Annotated in this window: 5 protein-coding genes; all 5 read left to right on the forward strand. The window is 57.1% G+C overall.

What is annotated here, in order from left to right; translation table 11 throughout:
• On the forward strand, positions 1–1,312 hold a 1,312-nt coding region (locus IBX51_RS14490; RefSeq protein ID WP_291832015.1), incomplete at its 5' end, for a diguanylate cyclase.
• A gap of 10 nt (positions 1,313–1,322) precedes the next feature.
• Positions 1,323–2,477, forward strand: coding sequence for a response regulator (locus IBX51_RS14495; protein ID WP_291832017.1), 1,155 nt, complete (start codon positions 1,323–1,325; stop codon positions 2,475–2,477).
• A complete protein-coding gene (locus IBX51_RS14500; RefSeq protein WP_291832018.1) occupies positions 2,461–2,868 on the forward strand; it encodes a response regulator in 408 nt (135 codons plus the stop codon). Before IBX51_RS14495 ends, IBX51_RS14500 begins: the two co-directional genes overlap by 17 nt.
• Positions 2,869–2,954: 86 nt before the next feature.
• Positions 2,955–3,275 carry a DUF2288 domain-containing protein gene (locus IBX51_RS14505; RefSeq protein ID WP_291832019.1) on the forward strand — a complete coding sequence of 107 codons (321 nt, stop codon included), beginning with the start codon at positions 2,955–2,957 and terminating at the stop codon, positions 3,273–3,275.
• 62 nt (positions 3,276–3,337) lie between these two features.
• A complete protein-coding gene (locus IBX51_RS14510; protein ID WP_291832020.1) occupies positions 3,338–4,246 on the forward strand; it encodes a lysine exporter LysO family protein in 909 nt (302 codons plus the stop codon).
• The last annotated feature ends 20 nt before the right edge of the window (positions 4,247–4,266 follow it).

The following is a 4,266-nucleotide window of genomic DNA, read 5'->3' on the forward strand; positions in this document are numbered from 1 at the left end:
GGTGGGCATCCGCGATGGGACTCATGGCATGCAGGTTTCTGTCACGGCGCTCGGGCACCAGTCTGATTATCTGTCCGGTTTGGTTGAATCCTTAGCCGTTTACGGTTTTGTCTGTGAGTCTGATTCACTGGATTGTCCGGGCGAAGCCGCGGTTCGTCTCAGACAACGCACCAACGCCTCGATTCTGCTGTGTGTGGATTCAGAGCTGGGTGAGGTCATGGGGTTTCGGGAGCGGTATCTACCAAAAGCCGAGCACCGTAGGTTCCCGGTGGTGTGTATTGGCCATGATAACTCGTTTGAGACTTTGTATCGGGTCGCCGAACAAGGGGCAACCGCCTATTTTTGTGAGCCGCTGGGCATGCCGGAGCTGGCAGAGCGGATTGAATCACTGACGTTGGAGCGAAGTTCTGGTCCCCAGGGCCGAGTGTTGATCGTTGACGATGATGTGGAGCTGGGAGAGCACTATTGTCTGGCGCTCAAGCAGGCTGGCATCACTGCCCGACAAGTAACTGAACCGTCAGACCTGATGTCGGAATTGTCGGCATTTGAGCCGGACCTTGTGTTGATGGATGTTCAGTTACGGGACTATTCAGGCGTTGCGCTTGCCAGGCTGATACGTTACGAGCCGCGCTGGCTGGGCTTGCCTATTGTGTATCTGTCATCGGAAGATAATCCTGAAAATCAGCTGGATGCTCTGTCCAAAGGTGCCGATGAGTTTCTGGTGAAGCCGGTCACCGATGATTACCTTGTCCGGTCGGTTCGTATTCGCTGTTATCGCGCCCGTCAGTTATCCGACCTGATGAACCGTGACAGCCTCACCGGGCTGCTTAAACATTCCCTGATCAAGCAGGAAGTCGACAGAGAGCTGGCCCGCTGTCGCCGTGCTGGTCACATTTCGTGCGTGGTTATGCTGGACCTGGATCACTTTAAACGGGTGAATGACACCTGGGGGCATGGTCAGGGTGACATTGTTATTCGGACCCTGGCGAATTTGCTGCGCAACCGGCTGCGTGAGTCCGATGTGATCGGGCGTTATGGTGGCGAAGAGTTTTTGTTGATTTTGCCCGACTGTGCACCGGAGGCGGCAGTTTCCGTTATTGAAGGGATCGGTGAGAGCTTCGCTGAACTTGTGTTCTGGGTGGGGGATGACCAGTTCCAGGTTACCTTGAGCGCAGGTGTTGCTCCAATAAACGATTTTCCTGTTTCCGATCAAGCCATCGAGGCGGCTGATCAGGCACTCTATCAGCGCAAGCGTGATGGGCGTAATGGTGTAACTCTCTACCATCCGTCTCTCCGGGGTATAAAAGTTTGAGAGGTGCCTGTTGAAAGCGTTGATACTGGAAGACGATGAACTGGTGGGCGAGCTGCTTGAGACGGTCGTGGCGGGCATTCATCAAGGCGCTGCCGTCAGTCTTGCCCGATCCCTGACCGAAGCTCGGCAACTGATTGACGGCAGTGACCGGTATCAGTTGTATCTTGTTGACTGGCAGCTGCCAGACGGTTCCGGGCTCGAGTTGGTCAAACAGGTGCGGGCCCGCGATCGCGACGTGCCCATTGTGATGGTCTCCGGTCGGTCTGATCGGGAATCCGTTATAAAGGCAGCGCATCATGGTATCAGCGGATACATCACCAAACCCCTCGATGTGCAGCTATTACATGAACGCCTCTCCAAACTGGTGCCTTCCGAAGCGGCTGGTCATGGCTCCGCCGATGAGTATTTGCAGGCGTCGTTAAATTCGGTGATTCAATTGCCAACGGACATCGATCCGGCGGATGTTCTGGATTTGATCGGCCGGCAGCAAGAATTGTCACCGGCTCAGCTGGCGGAGCGTTGGCGTGAGGAAGCAGCGCTGACGGCCCGCCTGCTGGACGTGGCCAATAGCAGTTCATTCCGGCGCACAGGCAAACCGGTGGAATCCCTCAAAGATGCCATTACCAATATGGGGGTGGCCATGGCCTTGAATCAGGCCCTGGCGCTGGCGCTGGACGTTGCCGGCAAGATAGAGAATCCGGGCCTGCAGGCACAGGCCAGGGTATTCCATGACATGGCGTTACAGGTGGCACGCGAGGCGTACAAGCTCGCCGTCAGGTTGGGGAAGTCGCCGTCACTGTTCCAGCAGGCAGGCTTGTTAAGCCGTTTGGGAGAGCTGGCCGTTCTCAAGGTGCTGAACCAATTCAGTGCCGAGGGTGGCTCGCTGGCCACCTCAGAGATAGAGCAGTGCCTTGGGCAATGGTCTCAGGATTACGGCAACCGCCTGAAAGTTCACTGGAAGCTGCCGCTGAGCCTGAGAGACATGATTGGCGCCGTGCATTTTTTGCCAAAGGACAGTACCCGTGAAGATCGTCTGGTGATGCGGGCTGCCGCGTTGGTTGCCGGTGGGCAGTCAGACAGCGACGATTGTCAGCGACTTTTGCGGCGTATTGGCCTGGAACAGACATCATCCACCGAGGAGTCGAAGCATGACGACCGTTCCTGAGGCATCGCTGAACAAAGTTCTGTATGTGGAAGACGATCCGGATATCCGCGCCATTGCCGAGCTGGCATTGCAGGATGTGGGTGGGTTTAACGCAGCACTGTGCAGCTCCGGGCAGCAAGCTCTGGAGATGGCCCCGGCGTTCCGGCCGGATCTGATTCTTCTGGACGTGATGATGCCCGACATGGACGGCCCTGAAACCCTGCGGAGGTTGAGGGTGCTGGATTCGACACGCACGACGCCGGTGATTTTCATGACCGCCCGGATTCAGAACTCTGAAATTGAAGAATACCTGGCATTGGGGGCCATCGGTGTTATCCCCAAACCCTTTGACCCGATGACGTTGGCGGATGATATTCACCGAATCGTGAAAGAGAATACCTACGGGGTATGATGCAGCGCTGGCCGTGGCGTGTGCGTGACCGGCCGATTTGCGATAGGCTGGCGGGCTTGAATGAGTAGCTGCTTAGTTGAGGTGTTATGTCTTCTTCTGAATCCCCTGACGAAATCAAAGCACGACTGAACCTGGAAACCTCCCGCATTCACTGGCACGAGCTGCAAACCTATTATGCTCGCGGCCAGGTGGTGCGTGTAGCACCGGAGCTGGATCTGTTGAACGTGGCGGCCGAACTGACCGCCGATAATAAGGCCCAGTTTGAGCAGTGGATGAGCAAAGGCGATATTGGCGACGTGTCGCCGGACCTTGCCAGGGCCTGGTATGACCGCAATGCCGAATTGTGGGCGGTGGTGATTGCGCCCTGGGTGCTGGTACAGGACCGTTCTGGAGAGAACCTGCACTGATTGGTATTCAAGCGGCCTGGGGTTCAGGCCTGACTTTCTGAGTGTGCCTTCCTGAGGATTTTATGCTGACCGGCGCCTTGCTGATACTGGCTCCCTTGTTCCTGGGGTTTGCCATTGCCTTGTCCAATCGCCGACTGATGACCGTAATTCATTACACGGTGGAAGGTTTGGTTTATTTCATTCTGGCACTGCTGGGCCTGGGCCTGGGTCAAATGGAAGGCTTGCTGGATCAGCTGGGCACAATGGCTGGTCAGGTTTCGGGCCTGGTGATCGCGCTGTTGGTGGCGAACATGGTTGGGTTGTGGTTGTTTCATCGCTGGCAGCCGATGACCATTAATGCTGACGAGTCTGAGGCTCGCCCAAGCTACCAGCGCCTGCTTCTCGCGGGACTGAAGCCCCTGGCTGCGGTACTGGTTGGCGTGCTGCTGGGCTACTTTCTGCTGCCCCAGCTACCGATGGTGGACGAGGTTGCCACCTGGGCTTTGATGTTGCTGCTGTTCCTGATTGGCCTGCAACTTCGAAATGCCGGTTTGTCGTTGCGTAAGCTGCTGATGAACCGCCAAGGGTTGGGGATTGCACTGGCGTTGGTGGTCAGCTCTCTGGTGGCCGGTGTTGCCCTGATCCCCTGGCTGGATGTGCCCTGGTATCAAGCCCTGGCGCTAGCATCCGGATTCGGCTGGTACTCGCTGTCGGGCATTGTGATCGGCGATGCCCTGGGGCCGGCCTGGGGTGGCGTCGCCTTTCTCAACGACGTGCTGCGAGAGATCATCGCACTGGCACTGATTCCCCTGGTGATTGGCTCGCGCCCGGCGATGGCCATCGGTTATGGCGGTGCCACTGCTATGGATTTTACCCTGCCGGTCATCCGCAGCAGTGGCGGTCTGGCCTGCGTGCCGGTGGCCATTGCCTCCGGATTTCTGTTGTCGTTCCTGTCCCCGGTGTTGATGGGTGTGTTTCTGGCGATCGGGTAAGGTGTTTCGGGGCTGATAAT

This window comes from Marinobacter sp., from assembly GCF_014859525.1.
In the GTDB taxonomy this organism is placed as follows: Bacteria; Pseudomonadota; Gammaproteobacteria; order Pseudomonadales; family Oleiphilaceae; genus Marinobacter.